Origin of the sequence: Butyricicoccus sp. AM78-15b2TA (genome assembly GCF_027665985.1) — a bacterium.
GTDB lineage: Bacteria > Bacillota > Clostridia > Oscillospirales > Butyricicoccaceae > Agathobaculum > Agathobaculum butyriciproducens.
This window is the reverse complement of sequence record NZ_JAQEHY010000005.1, coordinates 1-17,840: the sequence shown is the minus strand read 5'-3', so window position 1 is coordinate 17,840 and position 17,840 is coordinate 1. Positions and strand designations below refer to the sequence as shown.

At 53.2% G+C, this 17,840-nt stretch carries 18 protein-coding genes; 15 read left to right on the top strand and 3 right to left on the bottom strand.

Annotated features, from left to right (window positions below; translation table 11 throughout):
* Positions 1-74: 74 nt before the first annotated feature.
* The 8 genes from PGS25_RS06325 (at position 75) to PGS25_RS06290 (ending at position 8,006) form a co-directional block, all read left to right on the top strand.
* Positions 75-1,205, top strand: coding sequence for an ABC transporter substrate-binding protein (locus tag PGS25_RS06325; RefSeq protein ID WP_118360275.1), 1,131 nt, complete (start codon positions 75-77; stop codon positions 1,203-1,205).
* 111 nt (positions 1,206-1,316) lie between these two features.
* Positions 1,317-2,111, top strand: coding sequence for an ABC transporter permease (locus PGS25_RS06320; RefSeq protein WP_117489590.1), 795 nt, complete (start codon positions 1,317-1,319; stop codon positions 2,109-2,111).
* Positions 2,108-2,881 (top strand): ABC transporter permease, encoded by a 774-nt coding sequence (locus tag PGS25_RS06315; protein WP_117489592.1) that lies wholly within the window; start codon positions 2,108-2,110, stop codon positions 2,879-2,881. Before PGS25_RS06320 ends, PGS25_RS06315 begins: the two co-directional genes overlap by 4 nt.
* Entirely contained in the window at positions 2,854-3,645 is a 792-nt protein-coding gene (locus PGS25_RS06310; protein WP_382728777.1) for an ABC transporter ATP-binding protein, read from the top strand. Before PGS25_RS06315 ends, PGS25_RS06310 begins: the two co-directional genes overlap by 28 nt.
* Before the next feature lie 15 nt (positions 3,646-3,660).
* A complete protein-coding gene (locus PGS25_RS06305) occupies positions 3,661-4,407 on the top strand; it encodes an ABC transporter ATP-binding protein (RefSeq protein WP_118479092.1) in 747 nt (248 codons plus the stop codon).
* A gap of 109 nt (positions 4,408-4,516) precedes the next feature.
* On the top strand, positions 4,517-6,058 hold the full coding sequence (locus PGS25_RS06300; protein WP_270418026.1) for a sulfatase family protein: 1,542 nt from the start codon (positions 4,517-4,519) through the stop codon (positions 6,056-6,058).
* Between the two features lie 12 nt (positions 6,059-6,070).
* A complete protein-coding gene (locus PGS25_RS06295; RefSeq protein WP_270418025.1) occupies positions 6,071-6,859 on the top strand; it encodes a sulfite exporter TauE/SafE family protein in 789 nt (262 codons plus the stop codon).
* 19 nt (positions 6,860-6,878) lie between these two features.
* Complete coding sequence (locus tag PGS25_RS06290) at positions 6,879-8,006, top strand: anaerobic sulfatase maturase (RefSeq protein WP_270418024.1); 1,128 nt, start codon at positions 6,879-6,881, stop codon at positions 8,004-8,006.
* A gap of 56 nt (positions 8,007-8,062) precedes the next feature.
* Here the strand turns inward: PGS25_RS06290 and sigG are convergent, their stop codons facing one another.
* On the bottom strand, positions 8,063-8,818 hold the full coding sequence (gene sigG, locus PGS25_RS06285; protein WP_270418023.1) for an RNA polymerase sporulation sigma factor SigG: 756 nt from the start codon (positions 8,816-8,818) through the stop codon (positions 8,063-8,065).
* 271 nt (positions 8,819-9,089) lie between these two features.
* Between sigG and pta the strand changes: the two genes are divergently transcribed.
* The 3 genes from pta to PGS25_RS06270 all read left to right on the top strand — a co-directional run bounded on the left by pta (position 9,090) and on the right by PGS25_RS06270 (position 11,010).
* The gene (pta, locus tag PGS25_RS06280; protein ID WP_117489604.1) at positions 9,090-10,100 is read left to right on the top strand and encodes a phosphate acetyltransferase; all 1,011 of its coding nucleotides are present in this window, start codon (positions 9,090-9,092) and stop codon (positions 10,098-10,100) included.
* A gap of 97 nt (positions 10,101-10,197) precedes the next feature.
* Positions 10,198-10,596, top strand: a complete 399-nt coding sequence (locus tag PGS25_RS06275; protein WP_270418022.1) for a hypothetical protein — start codon at positions 10,198-10,200, stop codon at positions 10,594-10,596.
* A 15-nt stretch (positions 10,597-10,611) separates the two neighbouring features.
* Complete coding sequence (locus PGS25_RS06270) at positions 10,612-11,010, top strand: hypothetical protein (protein WP_270418021.1); 399 nt, start codon at positions 10,612-10,614, stop codon at positions 11,008-11,010.
* A gap of 182 nt (positions 11,011-11,192) precedes the next feature.
* Here PGS25_RS06270 and PGS25_RS06265 read toward each other — a convergent pair whose 3' ends face one another.
* Positions 11,193-11,708 (bottom strand): SLOG family protein, encoded by a 516-nt coding sequence (locus PGS25_RS06265; RefSeq protein WP_118761379.1) that lies wholly within the window; start codon positions 11,706-11,708, stop codon positions 11,193-11,195.
* Between the two features lie 136 nt (positions 11,709-11,844).
* Between PGS25_RS06265 and PGS25_RS06260 the strand changes: the two genes are divergently transcribed.
* The 3 genes from PGS25_RS06260 to PGS25_RS06250 all read left to right on the top strand — a co-directional run bounded on the left by PGS25_RS06260 (position 11,845) and on the right by PGS25_RS06250 (position 15,143).
* Positions 11,845-12,693 (top strand): YihY/virulence factor BrkB family protein, encoded by an 849-nt coding sequence (locus tag PGS25_RS06260; protein WP_270418020.1) that lies wholly within the window; start codon positions 11,845-11,847, stop codon positions 12,691-12,693.
* Between the two features lie 218 nt (positions 12,694-12,911).
* Complete coding sequence (locus tag PGS25_RS06255) at positions 12,912-13,538, top strand: flavodoxin family protein (RefSeq protein WP_270418019.1); 627 nt, start codon at positions 12,912-12,914, stop codon at positions 13,536-13,538.
* 237 nt (positions 13,539-13,775) lie between these two features.
* Positions 13,776-15,143 carry a citrate/2-methylcitrate synthase gene (locus tag PGS25_RS06250; protein WP_270418018.1) on the top strand — a complete coding sequence of 456 codons (1,368 nt, stop codon included), beginning with the start codon at positions 13,776-13,778 and terminating at the stop codon, positions 15,141-15,143.
* Between the two features lie 70 nt (positions 15,144-15,213).
* On the opposite strand, the gene PGS25_RS06245 is transcribed toward PGS25_RS06250, so the two are convergent.
* Entirely contained in the window at positions 15,214-16,143 is a 930-nt protein-coding gene (locus PGS25_RS06245) for a sugar phosphate isomerase/epimerase family protein (RefSeq protein WP_270418017.1), read from the bottom strand.
* Positions 16,144-16,556: 413 nt separating this feature from the next.
* Here PGS25_RS06245 and PGS25_RS06240 point away from each other — a divergent pair, with 413 nt between their 5' ends.
* Entirely contained in the window at positions 16,557-17,570 is a 1,014-nt protein-coding gene (locus tag PGS25_RS06240; protein WP_270418016.1) for a sugar ABC transporter substrate-binding protein, read from the top strand.
* The last annotated feature ends 270 nt before the right edge of the window (positions 17,571-17,840 follow it).

Below are 17,840 nucleotides of genomic sequence, written 5' to 3'. Positions count from 1 at the left end.
ACCGAGTCAAATATTAAAAAGACTTTGTGCAGGGTTTACGGTAAACTATACTCAAATCAAGGGAGGTTGAAAAAATGAAACACGGATACAAAAGAGCGATCGCAATGCTTCTGGCAGCAACTGTAATGACCGGTCTGACCGCGTGCGGCGGCGGTTCCTCCTCCGGCGGCGGCTCGGGTTCCGCTCCCGGCGGCTCGGGTGACGGCACGTTTACCGCTTCCGGCAAAACCTTGAATGTCGGTGTACAGTCCAACATCATTTCTATTCCTACGGTATACGCAGAGGAGAAGGGTTATTTCGATGATCTGGGTTTGGATGTTAACCTGATTATGTTCCCGAACGGCTCTCCGGAGAATGAGGGCCTGGCAGCAGAACAGCTTGATGTGGCTTCCAATGGTCTGGCATCGGTTTACTCGACGGCTTCCGGCCTGTGCGACTGGATCGCAGAGTCGGACAGCGGCTCGATCACCGCAAAGGTTTATGTCCGCAAGGACAGTCCGGTGCTCGATCACAAGGGCGAGATTTCCGGCAAGCCGGATATGTACGGCAGTGCAGATACACTGAAGGGCCTGACCGTTCTCGGTCCTACCTCCACGATGGAGCAGTGGATTGCAAACTCGTACTTTGCACAGTTTGGCCTGACTGCAGGTGCGGATTACGAATATCTGAACATGGATCGCGCAGCAGCCGCACAGGCGATTCTGACCGGTGAAGGCGACGTATTTGTTGCCACCGATGTTGACTACTGCAACATGATGGAATCGAACAACATGGTAGAGGTTGCAGACTGCATGGAAGCAACGGACACCGAGTTCAAGAACGGCTTCCTGGCTCGCAAGGACATTTTGGCAGACCGTTACGATGATGTGGTGCTGTTCCTGCAGGGTATGTGCAAGGCAGCTGAAGAACTGCAGGCTGATCCGGATCTGCGCAACGAGTTTGCACTCAAGTTCTATTCGGAGAACGGCAAGCCGGCTGACGAAAACGACGTTAAGACCGAGACCGAAATTCGTCCGTTCGTTGTTCCGTCCGATTATGAGGCTTCGGATTATTATCTCGGTTCCGGTCTGCTGCAGGTAGGCAATTTCTTCGCCTCCATCGGCACGATTGAGGAGGATCAGGTTGCCAATATTGAGGAAGCAATCAATGTCAATCCGCTGCAGGATGCACTCGGCATCACTGTAAAGGCAGCAACCCTGAAATAACATACTGGCAGATAAGGGAGCCCATGCTCCATGGGCTTCCTTTTCTGTACCCTGAAATGGGCGAAAATTACAGAATAAGGTAAAAATAAGGCGGTTAAAGGAGAGGAGCATATGCAAGAAAAGAAAAAACTGCAGATCAATAAGTACCTGTTCATCAGTATTGCGTCGATCTGCGCAGGCATTTTTGTATGGTGGCTGGTAACGGACGGACTGGGTATTTTCCGATCGAATGCACTGCCTTCTCCGGTAAAGGTTGCCTCTACGTTTGTGAAAAAATGGTTTGAGACCAAGCCGGATGGCGCAACGCTGCTGCAGCATCTTGGTGCCAGCCTTCAGGTTGCACTCGGCGGCTATTTAATTGGTGCGATCATCGGTATCCCGCTCGGTATCTTCATGGCGTGGAACGACAAGGTGGATATGCTGGTTCGTCCGGTATTCGATCTGGTTCGTACCATTCCCGGCATTGCATGGACTTCGGTTATGGTAACGCTGGTCGGCATCGGTTTTCTGTCCAAAGCGCTGGTTATCTTTATTTCCGCGATGGTCGCTATGGTTATCAACAGTTATTCCGGTATTAAGCAGACGAAAACCGTGCATCTGTGGGTCGGCCAGACCTTCGGTGCAAGCAACTGGGAGCTGCTGACAAAAGTAGCGATTCCATCTGCACTGCCGATGATCTTCACCGGTCTGGACGTTGCTCTCGGTTCCGCATGGACCACGCTGGTTGCGGCAGAACTGCTGGCTTCCACTAAGGGTCTCGGTTTTATGATTCAGCAGGCACGCGGTATTTTTCGTCTGGATATCATCATCGTCGGTATGATCGTCATTGCGATTACCGGTGCGGTGCTGTCCTCGATTATTCAGTTTATCGGCAGAAAGCTCATCAAGGGAGGTAGACGTGGATGAAAGAACGCAACAAGCGTATCGCCTATGGCGTGCTCGGTATTTTCATTTTTCTGTGTATCTGGTACGCAGCGACTAAGTTTACCTCACTCGGCAAGGTTATGCCCGATCCGGTGACGGTTATTGCAGGCTTTTGCAAGGCATTTGTTGTACCGATCGGTACGCATTCTATGATTATGCACATCCTCATTAGTCTGCGCCGCATGCTGATTCCGTATGCGTTCGGCGGCGTGCTCGGTGTGCTGGTCGGTGTCGTGATGGGTTGGTACAAGATTGCTGATTCTATTCTGATGCCGTACATTCAGATGTTCCGCCCGATTCCGCCGATTGCATGGATTCCGCTTTCTATCGTATGGTTCGGCTTCGGTGAAGGTTCCAAGTATTTCTTAATTTTTCTGGCGTGCTTCTTTACCATTGCGCTGACTACCTACAACGGCGTGCATTCGGTCGATGAAACACTGGTTCGTGCAGCGCGTATGCTGGGTGCGAAAGATAACCAGCTGTTCACTTCCATTGTACTGCCAACGACGGTTCCGTACATTTTCTCCGGTCTGCAGGTAGCACTCGGCTCTGCATGGGCCACCATTGTAGCGGCAGAGATGATTCGCTCGTCCGAAGGCGTCGGCTGGCTGATCGTAAGCGGTCAGGACGTAGGCAATATGACGCAGATCATGGTAGGCATTCTGGCGATTGCCCTGACCGGTCTGCTCATCACTACCATCATGAGAGGAGTTGAATCCAAGCTATGCGCATGGACAGTGAGAGGAAAGTAACGGCTGCTGGCGAGCCGTTGATCGAGTTCCGTGGTGTGGATAAGTTTTTCGACAAACCGGAGGAAGGCCGCTATCAGGTCGTTGGAGATTTGAATATTAAGGTGCGCGAAAATGAGTTCCTTGTGCTGTTCGGCCCCGGACAGTGCGGTAAGAGTACCATCCTGAACCTGATTGCAGGCTTTGAGATGCCCTCGTCGGGGCACGTTCTCTGCATGGGCAAGGATATCACCGGGCCCGGTCCGGATCGCGGCATGGTCTTTCAGAATACGGCATTGTTTCCGTGGCTTACCGTTATGGGAAACGTGGAATACGGTCCCAAGGTACGCGGTATCAAGAAGGAAGAACGCCGCCAGAGGGCACAGCATTACATTGATCTGGTCGGCCTGCAGGGATTTGAAAATTCATTCCCGGTCAAGCTGTCAGGCGGCATGCAGCAGCGTGTCGGCATTGCCCGTGCGTACTGCAATGAGCCGCTCGTGATGCTGCTCGATGAGCCGTTCGGACATCTGGATGCACAGACACGTTATCTGATGCAGGATGAGCTGACCCGCATCTGGCAGGCGGAAAAGCGCACCGTTATTTTTGTAACCAACAACATCGAGGAGGCAGTGTACCTCGCAGACCGCATTCTGGTGCTGCGCAACTGCCCAACCGGTGTTAAGGCAGAGTATGAGATCAACCTGCCGCGTCCCCGTAATTACACCGATCCGGAATTTCTGCGGCTGCGCCGCGAGATCGATTCGGTAGTAGATCATACGCTGTAAAGGAGGTGCCGGACAATGGCAAACAAAGAGCCTAAGGTAAAAGTGCAGAACCTGACCAAAAGGTTCGGTGACCTTCTGGTGCTGGATAATTTGAACTTTGAAGTAGAGGAAGGCGAGTTCCTGTGCATCGTTGGTCCGACCGGCTGCGGCAAAACTACTTTTCTGAATAGTCTGACCCGCCTGTATGAGCCGACGGCAGGCGACATTCTGGTAAACGGCATTCCGGTCAATCCGAAAAAGCAAAATATATCCTATATTTTTCAGGAGTATTCCTCCTTCCCGTGGCTGACTGTGGAGCAGAATATCCGCTTCGGTCTGGAAATCAAGAAAACGCCCAAGGCGGAGGCGGATGCCAATGTAGAGGAAATGCTGGATATTGTCGGTTTGACCAAATTCCGCAATTACTATCCCAGTCAGCTTTCCATCAGTATGCTGCAGCGCGTTGCTATCGCGCGTGCATTTGCAACCAAACCGGAGCTGCTTCTGATGGATGAGCCGTATGGTCAGTTGGATATCGACCTGCGCTTCAAGCTGGAGGACGAGCTGATCAAGCTGTGGAAAAAGACGGGTACGACCGTACTGTTTATCACTCACAACATTGAGGAAGCCGTATACCTCAGCCAGAAGATTATGGTGCTGACCAACAAGCCAACCTCGGTGAAAACCGTGCTGGACAATCCGCTGCCGCTTCCGCGTGATGTGGTATCACCGGAGTTTGTCGAGCTTCGCAACAAGGTCACCGATCTGATCAAATGGTGGTAACGTAACTGCTTTGACCGATTCACTCAATCTCTCTTCTTTCCCCTTGATATCGTCTTGGTATCAAGGGGAAAACAGTATGAGGGGATATTTCTGAAAAGGAGTGTAAAATATGCCGCGTAATATTCTGTTGTTTATGACTGATCAGCAGCGCACAGATTATGTGGGCTATGCCGCAGACAGCTGCGTTTCCACGCCGAATATCGACTGGATTGCACAGCATGCCCATTTTACTTGCTGCAATACAACCAATCCTATCTGTTCTCCGGCGCGTACCTCGCTTATCACGGGACGATATCCGCGCCAGATTGGCACGCTGACCATGGCAGGTGATCTGTTCCCGCAGATACCGACATTTATGCAGGCCCTGCAGGATGCAGGCTACAAGACCTACGGCATCGGCAAGTTCCATTATAATCAGACCTATCCGTGGTCTACGCCGAGAGGCTGCGGCATGGATCCGGTGGCAGGAGAACAGGACGAGAAGTCCTACGGTTATGATTTCATCTGGGAGACCGCCGGCAAGCAGCAGGTGGTTTCCAACTACTGTTTCTACGGTGATTATCTGGCGAAGAAGGGCATGCTCGAGCAGGTACGAGACTTTTTCTCGCAGAGCGGCGGCAAAAACGGCGATGTAGCGAACCACAACTATGATAAGGCGCTGCCGTGGCCGTTCGATGAGGAGGATTACATTGATGTGGTTACCGGCTGTGTGGCACGCGAGCAGCTTCGCGCGCATCCGGCGGAGATGCCGTTCTACATGATGGTGTCCTTCTGCGGACCACACAAGCCGTATGACGCACCGCAGCGGTATCTGGATATGTTTCCACTGGAGCGGGAGGATGATTTTATCCTGCCGGAAGGACAGATTATTTCGGATGAGGACAAGGAGAGCCTGTATCGTCAGCGCCGTTCTGCAAAGGCGATGATTCGGTTGATCGACGATCAGATAGGTGAAACACTGGATGTGCTGCGAGAGCGAGGCATGCTGGACGATACGCTGATCGTATTTACCTCGGATCATGGTGATATGCTGGGCGATCACTTCATGATTCAGAAAGGTGTGCCGTGGAAGCAGTCGGTTGGTATTCCGCTGGCGGTGCGTCTGCCGGGTGCAGCGCCTGTTGGTGAAAACACCGCACCGGTTGAAATTTCCGACATTGCAGCAACTGCACTCGATTATGCAGGATTGGATACACAGCGGGTGCTCAGCAGAAGCTGGCCGGCGTATAACGATATTATTCCGAGCCGTTCACTGCTGCCGGTGCTGCGTGGGGAACAAGAGCGCGTCCGTGATTTTTGCTTTAGCGAAAGCGACTTTACCGAGGAGCGTATCGACGGCGTTTCCATCACTTCAACACCATATTGGCGCGGTGCAGACGGCTGTCGAAGCAATGCGTGGCAGACCATCATCACCGAGAACAGCAAGTACATCAAATATCTCGGCTATAAGCTGGATGAGATGCCGTACGAGGAATTCTACGACCTGAAACGCGATCCGCAGGAGCGTGAAAACCGCATTGCAGATGAAACTTATCGAGAGCAGATCGAACAGGCGCGCCGTAGGCTGTCGTACATGGTGGATCATTATCCGCCGGCGCAGAAAACGTGGACAACTGCCTGTGCGGCAAATCGTCAGACCGCGAAGTACTAAGGGTGTGATCAGGTGCAGAGTATTTGTTTTCTGGTAGCGTTCGGCGCTTGTATCATCGGTAAAATATGCGGTATGGGCGGAGGCGTGATCATCAAGCCTGCACTGGATGCGCTCGGTATTATGCAGGTGACAGAAATCAATTTTCTGTCTGGGTGTACGGTTCTTGGCATGACGTGCTGGTCGGTTGGTAAATCGATGGTGCAGCACGAGTCGCAGATTGATCTGTCGATTTCAACACCGTTGGCAATCGGTGCGGCTGTTGGCGGTATGGCAGGGAAACAGCTGTTTTCTGCTGTGGCCGGTCTGTTTGCAAATGCGGATACCGCAGGCGGTATACAGGCGGCGCTGCTGTGTACCGCGACGTTTGCCACGCTGCTCTATACCATCCGCAAGGACCGATTAACCATGCTTCAAGTGCGTAATCCGGCGGTCTGCGTGTTGATTGGACTGGGATTGGGCATGCTGGGCACCTTTCTCGGTATTGGCGGCGGACCGTTTAATATGGCGGTGTTGTTCTTCTTTTTCTCTATGCCGACCAAGGTGGCGGCACAGAACAGCCTGTACATCATTCTGATCAGCCAGAGCGTTGGCATCATTACCACGGCGGTGACAGGCAGTATACCGACATTATCTATTATTCTGCTGTGCGGTATGGTGCTGTGCGGCGTACTGGGCAGTGAAGCCGGAGGACGCATCAACAAACGTCTGAGCGACCGGCAGGCAACCCTGCTGTTTGAAGGCTCCATGCTGCTGGTGATGGTGCTCAGCGTGTGCAATATTTATCGTTTTCTGTTAAAATAAAAGCTGAGGAGGGGTGATTATGCCGCCGATCAATATTCTGATCAAGCCTGCATCGTCTGCATGCAACATGGCGTGCCAGTATTGCTTTTACAAGGACGTTGCGGCACACCGGGAGCAGGAGTTCGAGGGAATGCTTTCAATCGAATCAATCGAAAAGGTGATACAGGCGGGCATGGAATATGCCGAGCATATCTGCTCCTTTGCATTCCAAGGCGGTGAGCCAACGCTTGCAGGCCTGGACTTTTACCGTCAGGTGGTGGTACTGCAAAAGCAGTATGCCAAACCGGGTGTGGAAATTCGTAATGCCATACAGACCAACGGATACACGATTGATGAGGAATGGGCCGCGTTTTTTGCGGAAAATCATTTTCTGGTGGGGGTGTCGTTGGACGGACCGCCAGAGTTGCATAACCGCAACCGAACAGATGTGCAGGGGAAGGATACGTTCAATCGAGTTATGAAATCCGTGCGGCTGCTGGAAAAACACAATGTTGCGTTTAATATTCTATGTGTCGTAACCGGACAGAATGCACGTTCGGTCGAAAAGTTATATCGATTTTACCGTAAACAGAATTTCAGATGGCTGCAGTTTATTCCGTGCATCGATCCGTTTGATCGGGCAGATGGTGAGCCATGCTATACGCTGACCGCAGACGGTTACGGTGATTTCCTTGTGCGGCTGTTCGACCTGTGGTTCGACGATCTTCGGCACGGCGAGTACATCAGCATCCGCCATCTGGACAACTGGCTGTCCATCCTTCTGGGGGAGCGGCCGGAAGCCTGTAATATGGCAGGCTGCTGCTCGGTGCAGTTCGTTGTGGAGGGCGACGGCGGTGTGTATCCTTGTGATTTTTATGTGTTGGATGAATGGCGGCTGGGAAACATCAGAGAAACTGGTCTGGTTGATATGCAGAACAGCGAGACTGCAAAAAGATTCGTTCGGCAGTCGCTTGCCGTACCGGAGGAGTGCAAGACCTGTCAGTGGTTCGGCTTGTGCCGCAACGGCTGCCGCCGCGACCGAGATATCCTGCCGAACGGCGTAATCGGGCAGAATATTTACTGTATGGCATACAAAAAATTCTTCTCAGAGCGATTCCGTCAGCTGACACAATCGATTGAGTGCATTCAGCGTATGCAGTATAGGTAAAAGGAAAATCCTCATACCATTTTGATATGCTATCCTCGCGTTTTCTGCCGCTCTTATTATATAGTAAGAAAAGGACCGGAATCTTCCTTCCTTTTGTTTGGCGAAAGGTGTATTTCGCGTGCCACCTCCATCTGGGTGCGTCCCTCGAAGAAGCGAAGCCGGATGATACGGCGCTCGCGGTCGTTCAGGCTGCGCATAGCGTCCCGCAGAGCAATACCGGCAAGCCAGTTGTCGTCCGTGTTTTTGGTGTCACCGACCTGATCCATCACGCAGACCGTGTCCGTGCCGTCGTGGAACACCGGTTCGAACAGCGACACCGGGTCGAGTATCGCGTCGAGCGCGAACACGACCTCCTCTTTCGGCACGTCCATCAGCTTGGCCAGTTCCACGATGTCCGGCTCGCGCTGGTGCTCGCGGATGAACGCCTCCTTGGCCTGCAGAGCGCGGTACGCTGTGTCGCGCAGGCTGCGCGAGACCCGCAGGGCACTGTTGTCGCGCAGGTAGCGGCGGATTTCGCCGATGATCATCGGTACGGCGTAGGTGGAGAAGCGCACGCCGAGTTCGGTATTAAAATTGTCGATGGCTTTCATCAGGCCGATGCATCCGACCTGAAACAGGTCGTCCGGCGATTCGCCGCGGCCCTGAAACCGCTGAACAACGCTGAGCACCAGCCGCAGATTGCCGCGGATCAGCTCATCGCGTGCCTGCTTGTCTCCGGCAGCGGATTTTTTCAAAAGCTCGTCCGTCTTTTTTGCGGAGAGCACCGGCAGTCCCGATGTATTCACACCGCAGATCTCAACTTTTGTCTGCATAAAATTCCCTCCTGTTGGTCGTCACTATGAGGATACTATCTGGATTTTCCCCGCGGTCCCGGTCAAATATACCGACGAAATATTTTGCATGGGCCGGAGATTCGATAAATTTCACGTTCGCCTTGTGATATGGAACCGAGAAAGCGTTTTGCGTCCATCAGAAATTCCCTCTTGTGGGAATAGGGGGAAAGGGTGTATAATAAATTCAAGAGAATGCCTGTTTGCGGTGTCATACTGCACACAGACGATTGAAAACGAAGGAGAATGCAATATGTTTGAAAATCTGATTGCAGCACTCAAGGCTGACAAGCGCAAGATCGTATTCACCGAAGGCCCGGACGCTCGTATCCTCGAAGCGGCTGCACGCCTGAAGAAGGACGGCCTGATGGATTCCATCCTGGTCGGCAATGTTGACGAAGTAAAGGCTGCTGCTGCAAAGGGCGGCTTCGATATCGAGGGCATGGAGATCATCGATCCGGCTACCTACCCGGAGATGGACGCTATGGTAGCTAAGATGGTAGAGCTTCGCAAGGGCAAGATGAGCGAGGAGGACTGCCGCGCTGCACTGTCCAAGGGCAACTACTTCGGCACCATGCTCGTTAAGATGGGCAAGGCTGACGCTCTGCTCGGCGGCGCTACCTACTCCACCGCTGACACCGTTCGTCCGGCTCTGCAGCTGATCAAGACCAAGCCGGGCGCACACCTCGTAAGCTCCTGCTTTATTCTGGTCCGCGAGAAGGACGGCGTAGAGGAGAAGCTGGCTATGGGCGACTGCGCGATCAACATCGACTATCCGGATTCTGTTGACAAGGAAGGCAACGTAACCCTGAAGGGCAGCCAGAAGCTGGCTGAGGTTGCAATCGAGACCGCAAACACCGCAAAGGCTTTCGGCATCGACCCGAAGGTTGCTGTTCTGTCCTTCTCCACCAAGGGCTCCGGCAAGGGCGGTACGGTTGCGCTGTCCCGCGAGGCTACCGAGTTCGCTAAGGAGATGAACCCGGAGCTGGCAATCGACGGCGAGCTGCAGTTTGACGCTGCCGTATCCCCGGTTGTTGCTGCTACCAAGTGCAAGGGCTCTCCGGTTGCAGGCCAGGCTAACACCTTCATTTTCCCGTCTATCGAGGCTGGCAATATCGGCTACAAGATCGCTCAGCGTCTGGGCGGCTACGCTGCTTACGGCCCGATTCTGCAGGGCCTGAATGCGCCGATCAACGATCTGTCCCGCGGCTGCAACGCTGACGAGGTTTACCAGATGGCGATCATCACCGCTGGCCTGAAGTAATTTCAGCACACACATAATTGCATAAGTAAGGAATCCGCCGACGTGAAAATTCAATCATGTCGGCGGATTTTGTTTTTTTGGTGGGGAGGGAAAACGAGTGAAACGACGAATCCTGTTTGTTCTGATAGCCGTTGTGGTTTGCGTTGGAGCGGCCATGTGCTTTACATCATATGTGCCGGTGACGGATACAGCAGGAATTGCAGACGTGCTGGTACTCCGTGTTCATGCGGGAGATACGTCTGAGGACATCACAAAACAGGCTGATACGGACGCAATACGCGAACTGTTGCCGCAAATCAGAGCACGCCGCCTGCCGAGTTATCATCGCGCCATCAGCGCAGACTGCTATCAGATTCAGGTGGTATACGGCAGTAAAACAGTATGTTTTAGCCTCGGTGAACCGAGCTATGCGTATGAGGTCACAGAAAGTATGTCACCGTGGGTACATAAGCTGTCCGGCGGCGAGAAACTCCTCACGCTGCTTGATAAACAATAAAAGGGAGGGATCGGCATGAAAAAACGAATCGCATTTGTATTGGCGGGCGTGCTGGTTTGCGTCGGAGCGGTGATTTGGCTTATTCCGTATGCACCTATGCCGGACATGAACGGCTTTTGGAACGTGCGTATCTGGCGCGTCAATGGTGCGGATATGACCGAACTGACCGAGCAGGTCAATCAAACGGCTCTGCGCGAAGCGCTGACACAGGTGCAGGCCAAACGTGTTCCGCGTTCGCAGCATAGCTTCTCGATGGATAAGGTCAGCTACGAAATCATCGCGGTGTATAATGATACGCCGACCTTCCTTAATATCGGTGAACTCAATTTTGTGTACAATGGCAACGGCTGGGTGCATGATTTGAAAAACGGCAGTGAGATTCTCACTCAGCTGGATGAAATCTGTAATAATTGAGAATTGAAAATGGAGAATTGAGAATTAACGTAACGGTATAACGTTTTGTGCGTCTGCAGATGGTTTAACGTGCATGGCATTACGGCATACCGTCACGCCTATTTTCCGTCCTCAATTCTCTATTTTTAATTATGCAATCGCTGACAGAAAACAAAAAGGACTGACCCACCGGTCAGTCCTTTTCACAGCAGCGACATCTGTCCATCCGCGAGATTTACAATTTTCAGCCCGCTCTGCTCAGCCATATGCACGGTCTGTGCCGTACCGCCCGACCGTCCATCATAGTAACAGATGAGCCTTGACGACGCATCCACCATAAACCGGTTGCGCGCGGCAAAGCACCCGGCATGATAACTCCGCGAGAGCGCGTACACCTTATCTGCGGCGAGCAGGCAGCGGTTGAACCGGCGTTTCCACTCGAGCGGAAACCGATCGGCCTGTCCGTCGAACGGTACGGCGCACAGCAGCTGCACCGGGAGCGCCGCACGCGCGCGCAGGACGGCTTCAGCGGCCCACAGGTCAAAGCCGGTGGACATGCCGGAGAGAAAACGTGTACAGCCGTCAGCGGCGGCCTCCGCGACCGCAGCATCGAGTGCGGTAAACAGCTCGAGCGCAGCGGGACAGTCCTCGTTCCGGAACGGCATTTTTTCAATTCGGTAGCCGGAAAAACAGCAGGTCACCGGACGCAGATCCGCCATGACACACCCTCCAATCAGAACAAATGTTCTGTTTTTATCAGTATACAATAGATGAAGCCAAAACGCAAGTTGTAAATTTGATAAAAAGCTGATATGATAAGTACAGCAAAATCTACCGACACAGGGGAGGGACGCAATGAACGGTCAAAACCGATGGCTATATCTGATCAAGCGCATGGTTTACCGCTTTTTTGATGACGGCATTCCGCAGTCTGCGGCAGAGCTTTCGTATTTTCTGCTGTTTTCCATGTTCCCGCTGCTGATGTTCGTCAACTCCATGCTCGCACAGCTTGACCTGTCAATCGAGGGGATGCAGCCGGTGCTGGAAATGCTGCCGAAAAGTCTGCAGCAGCTCATAGGCGGCTATATTCAGCAGCTGACCAGCACGCCGTCGTTCAGTCCGATGATCGTCGGTCTGGGTCTGACGCTGTATTTCCTGTCCCGTGCGGTGCGCTCAATGATGCGCACGGTCAACGATATTTACCACGTTGAAATCTCGCGCGGCATGGTCAAGGACGTGCTCATTTCGTTCGGCATTACGGCGGGCTTTCTTGTTTCGGTTGTGTGCAGCTTTGTGCTTGTCGTCGCCGGACGAACCATCATCCGCGTTGTACCGAAATATCTGCCGGTGCCGCTGGCTGTGATGGACGGACTGCACGATGCCAGCTTCTGGGTGATGATCGCGTTTATTTTCGTGTTTCTCATGCTGTTCAACAAGGTCGTGCCCAATCTGCACCTTAGGTTCCGCGAGGTGTGGCCGGGTGCGCTGTTCTCGCTGGTAGCGTGGATTCTGGTTTCGCTTGGATTTTCGTTCTATGTGGACAATATGGCGCGGTATTCTGTGCTGTACGGCTCTCTGGCGGCGATTATCGTACTGATGCTGTGGCTGTATATCGTCAGCATGATCCTGCTGATGGGTCCGCAGCTGAATCATACGCTGGTGGTCATGCGCCTGTATCGATTGGAAAATCAGAAGCATTTGTAAATGAGGCAACACCACACAATTAAAGCTGCGGCGCTTTACGGAAATTTTGCGCTCTGACGTCGTTGTGACTTCACGGTAATGCACAAAGCATTACCGCAAAACCACGCCTATTCAGAACACAAAATTTACTCGTAAATCGCTCTTGTTCAATTATGTGGTATTGCCTTAAAACGGTGCGGACGCGCACTGAAAATAGAGAAAACACGGAGGAAAAGGATATGAAAGTTGTAGCAATCAACGGCTCGCCGCGCAAGGGCGGCAACTGTACGCAGATGCTCGAGGTGCTCGGCAAGGTGCTCGAGCAGGAGGGCATCGAGTTTGAGGTATGTCAGCCGGGGGCGAAGGTGCATCCGTGCATGGCGTGCTATCACTGCCTGGACAACGGCACGCTGCGCTGCGTGCAGGACGACGACGGTGTAAATGAAATCATCGCCAAGTGCATTGAGGCGGACGGCATCGTGCTCGCGTCCCCGGTGTACCACGGCGGCATTGCGGGCGGTATGAAGTGCGTGCTCGACCGTCTGATTCTGGCGGCAGGCTGCGGCGATAATCAGCTGAAGCACAAGGTCGGTGCGGCGCTGTGTACGCTGCGCCGTTCGGGCGGCATGGAGACCTACCAGCAGCTGCTCGGTACGATCAACACCATGGAGATGGTGCTCGTCACCTCGGACTACTGGAACGCCGTACACGGCGCAGACAAGGGCGAGGCGATGCAGGATATCGAGGGCGTTGAAGTCATCGAAAAGCTGGGCCGCAACATGGCATGGATGCTCAAGGTGATCGACAAGGCCGGCATCGAGCCGCCGGAAAGCCGTCCGCGCACGATGATGAACTTTATCCGCTGATCCGTATGGTTATCCGCTAAACAAAAATTGCAGAGTCCGAAAAGGCACAATGAGAAACTCATTGTGCCTTTTTGTGCATAAATTTATCAAATTTGTGGGCATATCCTGTGTAACTGCTGAGATATGCGAAAAAATTTACGAATTATTAACGGAACTGTGCAAAAAATGTCATGTAAACGCGAGTGGATTCTGATACAATAAATATATCACACAATGCAGTAAAAGGGAGGAATCATCATGACACCGGAACACGATATTTTACAGGTCACGCCGCGTGTGGAAGCGCTGGCGGCGCTCTGCCGCTCGAACAGCCGCATTGATCCGGCGCTGTACCGCAAGTACGATGTCAAGCGCGGTCTGCGCGACATCAATGGACAGGGCGTACTGGCCGGTCTGACCAACATTTCGGACATTATCTCCCGCAAGGAGACAGGCGGCGAAATCGTGCCCTGTGAGGGTGAGCTGTACTACCGCGGCATTCGCATTCAGGATCTGGTGCAGGGCTTTATCCGCGACGGCCGCAAGGGGTATGAGGAGGTTGCCTACCTGCTGCTGTTCGGTGAGCTGCCGGATGCCAAGAGTCTGGGCGATTTCAAGGCTCTGCTGGCACAGGGACGCACGCTGCCGACCAATTTCACGCGCGATGTTATTATGAAAGCGCCGACGCATGATATGATGAACAGCCTGTCGCGCAGTGTGCTCACGCTGGCATCCTACGACAGTAACGCGGATGATATCAGCCTGCCGAACGTGCTGCGGCAGTGCCTGATGCTGATTTCGGTCTTTCCGATGCTGGCGGTGTATTCCTATCACGCCTACAATCACTACGAGTGCGGCGGCAGCATGTACATTCACTATCCGTCGGACAGTCTGTCTACTGCGTCCAACTTTCTGCGCATGCTGCGCCCGGATATGCAGTACACGCCGCTCGAGGCAAGCGTGCTCGATCTGGCGCTCGTGCTGCACATGGAGCACGGCGGCGGCAACAACTCGTCGTTCACAACACACGTCGTCACGTCCTCCGGCACGGATACCTATTCGGCTATTGCAGCGGCGCTCGGTTCGCTGAAAGGCCCGAAGCACGGCGGAGCGAACTACAAGGTCGTGCAGATGTTCGAGGATATGAAGAAAAACGTGTCGGATACCACGGATGAGCAGGCGGTTGCGGATTACCTTGTCAAGCTGCTGCGTCGTGAGGCATTTGATCAGAAGGGACTCATTTACGGCATGGGTCACGCCGTGTACTCGATCTCGGATCCGCGTGCGCAGGTATTCAAATCCTTCGTCGGTCAGCTGGCGCACGAGAAGGGCAGAGACGCGGATTTCGCGCTGTACACCATGGTCGAGGAGGTGGCGCCTCGGGTTATCGCGCAGGAACGCCACATCTATAAGGGTGTGTCCGCAAATGTTGATTTTTACTCAGGTTTTGTGTATTCCATGCTGGGTTTGCCGCCGGAATTGTACACGCCGGTGTTCGCGATGGCGCGTATCGTCGGCTGGAGCGCCCACCGCTTGGAAGAGCTGATCAACACGGATAAGATCATCCGTCCGGCGTACCGCTGCGTGCAGCCTGCGGAGCCTTATATTTCTCTTAAGGAACGCTGAGACTTAATATAATAAAGAAAACAGGTGCTGTAAGTTAAAATTACAGCACCTGTTATTATAGATATAAGATTTAATTAATATTGAGTGCTTCACGCAGCACCTGCAGACTGGCGAGATGGCCGTCGAGCATGGAGAGTGTCAAATCTTCCATTTCAAGGGAAATCTCCTCGTCGTAGCCCGACATGCGGACAACCGAGAAAAACTCCTTCCACCACTTGGCATCGTGTCCCGCGCCGACGGCAACATAGTTCCACGAGCGGCGGGCAAAGGCGTCGATCGGCTTGGTATCCAGCATGCCGTTCGGCTGCCAGTAGCGGCGCTCCGGCCGCGAATCCTTGCCGTGAATATGGTAAATCGCGCCGTGCTCACCGAGCACGCGGGCCGCTTCGATCGGATCGCCACCCATCCAGAACAGGTGGGACGGATCGAGGTTCATGCCGATCATCGGGCCGACAGCCTCACGCAGACGGAGCAGCGTTTCCGGGTTGTAAACCAGCTGCATACCGTGGTTTTCGAGCGCAATCCGCTCGATTCCGCAATCCTCCGCCAGCTTAACAAGATTTTTCCATGCGGGAATCGCAACCTGATTCCACTGGTAATCCAGAATGTCCTGCGTCTCGGGCGGCCACGAGGTCGTGATCCACACCGGCGTTTTATCGCCCTCGCAGCCGACCGGCAGACCGCTCATCATAACGATCTTCTTTACTCCGAGCTGATGCGCCAGCTCGAAGGTTTTCTTGGTTACATCCATGTCCTTTTCATACGCGAGCGGGTTGCCCGAGCAGTTGAGCGCGCACAGCTCCAGCCCCTTTTTACGCATGGCGTCATACCATTTTTCACGGGCGGTCTTGTCGCTTACCAGAAGGTCGAGGTCACAGTGCGGCGCACCCGACCAGTTGCCGGTGCCGATTTCAATAGCGGCAATTTTCTGCTCTACGCAGAAATCGAGCATCTGCTCATAGGGCATATCCAGCGTGCAGGTTTTGATAGCCAGCTTCATTTTCACATTCCTTCTCTCTTGTATGGTGCGGTGACTTTTTATTCGGTGTACTGTAATTTTACCACATTGTAACCTTTTCGTGCAAGACATCTATCCAAAATATGCCCAAATCCGCCTGCATTTTACCGTGAATTTATGGGAAAATTGCCGTAAAAACTGCAAAAATGCACAATGCACATAACGGGTTTTTCGAACGGCAAAGCGGAAAGCTGTCAATCTGCACAAGGAAGATAGTGTCGAACTAACCACTTCCAACAAAAATGACAAGAAAGGCTTGTCAAACCAGTAAGATTGCATTAAAATATTACCAGAACGTTGGAGCGTTCCTAAGTCCCACAGCAGTGGGAACCGACCGCAGAGCAGACAACCTGAGAGACTGTTTGCTCCGCATAAAAAAGGAGAGAGGTTTTATCATGAAGAAGAGATTACTTGCTATGCTGATGACCGGCGCTATGGTTGCAAGCCTTGCAGCTTGCGGCGGCGGTTCTTCCACCCCGTCTACGGACGACAAGACCGGCGGCGATAAGGCGCAGAGCGGTTCCGGCTGCTCTGTTGACGTTATCCTGAAGACGACTGCTTCCGAGTACTGGAGCTACGTTAAGGCTGGCGCTGAGGCTTACTCCAAGGACAACCCGGACGTAAAGGTTGAGGTTAAGGGCGCTACCTCCGAGACCGCTTACGACGAGCAGCAGAATATGATCGAGACCGACCTGAACTCCGGTGCATACGATGCATTCGTTATCGCTCCGCTGCAGGCTGACCTCGTTAAGACCCTGATCGCTGGCCAGACCGCACCGATCGTTGCTGTTGATACCAACATCGACGCACCTGAGGTTCTGTCCTTCGTAGGCACCGGCAACGAGGATGCTGCTGCAGAAGGCGGCAAGGCTGCTGTTGAAGCTGCTAAGGCTGCTGGCTGGGATAAGGTTCAGGCAATCGCAATTTCCGGCGTACAGGGCGATGGCACTGCTACTGCACGTCTGACCGGTTATGAGAAGGGCGTTACCGAGGCTGGCGGCGAGTTCCTGAAGGACGAGATCCAGTACGCTGACGCTGTTGCTGATAAGGCTGCTACCTCGATGGAAGCAATCATGCAGAACCATCCGGATGGCGTCGCTATCATCGTCTGCAACAACGACGATATGGCTATGGCTGCTGCTCGTGCTGCAAAGGGCAATGCTGCTTATGAGAAGACCATCTTTGTTGGCTTCGACGGCATCCAGTCCGCTTGCAACGCTATCCTGTCTGGCGAGGAGACCATGTCCGTTGCTCAGGAAGCATACGACATGGGCTACAAGGCAGTTGATGCTGCTGTAAAGGCTGTTAACGGTGAAAAACTGGAGAAGTTCATCGACTCCGGTTGCTCCGTTGTCACCAAGGATAACGCTCAGGAGCGCCTGGATAAGCTGAAGGGCTACATCGGCTAAGCAATCCATCCCACACGCTTGTGGTTTTCCATTAGTTCCAGCATTTAAGTGAACGAGAAGAAACCCCTGCTCGATTTTCATCTCTGCAGGGGTTCTCTTTTCAAACATGCTCCCGCGGACAAGAAATGGTAAAGAGCTTGCACTGGGCAGGCTTTTCCTTAGGGAACTGAACCGAGAACAGTTTACTTTGTCCCGCACTTCATCTCGGAGAAGAAAAGGTGATATGCAAATGAGTGAATACGTAGTAGAACTGAAAAACGCGACCAAGCG